A 1,086-nucleotide genomic window follows, 5' to 3' on the forward strand; every position below is an offset into this window, starting at 1 on the left:
CAGCCTGAACTCATCGACACCTGTCGTATCCGTGGAGTAGAACATAAGGGCATCACTAAAGGCCTTAAGCTGCTTGTCGTAACTTATTTCAAAATAATTCAGGTATCCGGTGGACTGGCTTCCGGGATTCGGCTTATATGTAAACTTCAGCATGCTCCTGTCGTCAGGAAGCGTTGACCTGTAGTTCGCATTATAAACCTGGCTTATAGCATAGTTTGCCTGGGGGTCGTCCAGAAGTCCCACACCCACGCCGCTGATATATGCGCTGAGGACGGATGTTGAATTCTCATATAGGCTTATAACAGCACTGTACTCTGAGCGGTTTACAAAGTTGAATTTATAAGCAATGGTGCTTCCGCTTACAATTCCGTTCAGGTTTGTAAGATAGGTCCTGCTGTTATTTGTCTCCGAGAAGTCATCCCCTACATAATACCTGCCGGAGTTCATGAGCTTGTACTTGTCTTCCTCCCATGAAGCAAAAGCCTTTGTCGTTGTCTGTACAAAATCAGGATTTTGGGTCAGGCTTTGAACCTGCTGCATCTTCTTCGACTGTCCCTGGGAGAATGTAAGCCAGTAGTAGTTGCTGTTTGAATACGGGTGGAAATACCTTACAACCTTGTGGCTTGAAGTGTCATAGTCAAAGAACTGGTTTCCCCTTCCGTAGAAAAGGATGTAATCTTCACTGTTAAATTTCCCGTCATCCTGTGCCTTATAGAGAAATACGCTGTTTTCTACAGGATCGTTCGGGACCTCAAGGTTAAGTGCCTCAGGAAGTACCTTCCCGCCATTGTTATAGATTTTTATCGTCCTGGGGTCTATTGAATTGGGATCAAGTCCCTGGTCTTTTAAGAAACTGGCAGTAATTTTATACATCCCTTCTGCCGGGGCCTCAAAGCGGAACCACCTGCCCTGCGAAAGAACACTGCTGACGGCAGCCTTGCCAAGCCTGCGCGGCTGAACTATGCTGAAATTCTTTGCCGCCTGGTAATTTATCAGGCTTTCCTTAAGAAGGTCGTCATCTTTTGCTGCTGTGCCCTGATTGGGTTTTACTGAAGCAAAGTTAATCCTGATTACTATCTTCTTATA

General features: G+C 45.7%; 1 protein-coding gene. It reads right to left on the bottom strand.

Annotated features, from left to right (window positions below; translation table 11 throughout):
- A partial coding sequence (locus HF312_21715; protein MCU7522818.1) for a hypothetical protein occupies positions 1-1,086 on the bottom strand: 1,086 nt, incomplete at both ends.

The sequence above is a fragment of the Ignavibacteria bacterium genome, from assembly GCA_025612375.1.
In the GTDB taxonomy this organism is placed as follows: domain Bacteria; phylum Bacteroidota; class Ignavibacteria; order Ignavibacteriales; family SURF-24; genus JAAXKN01.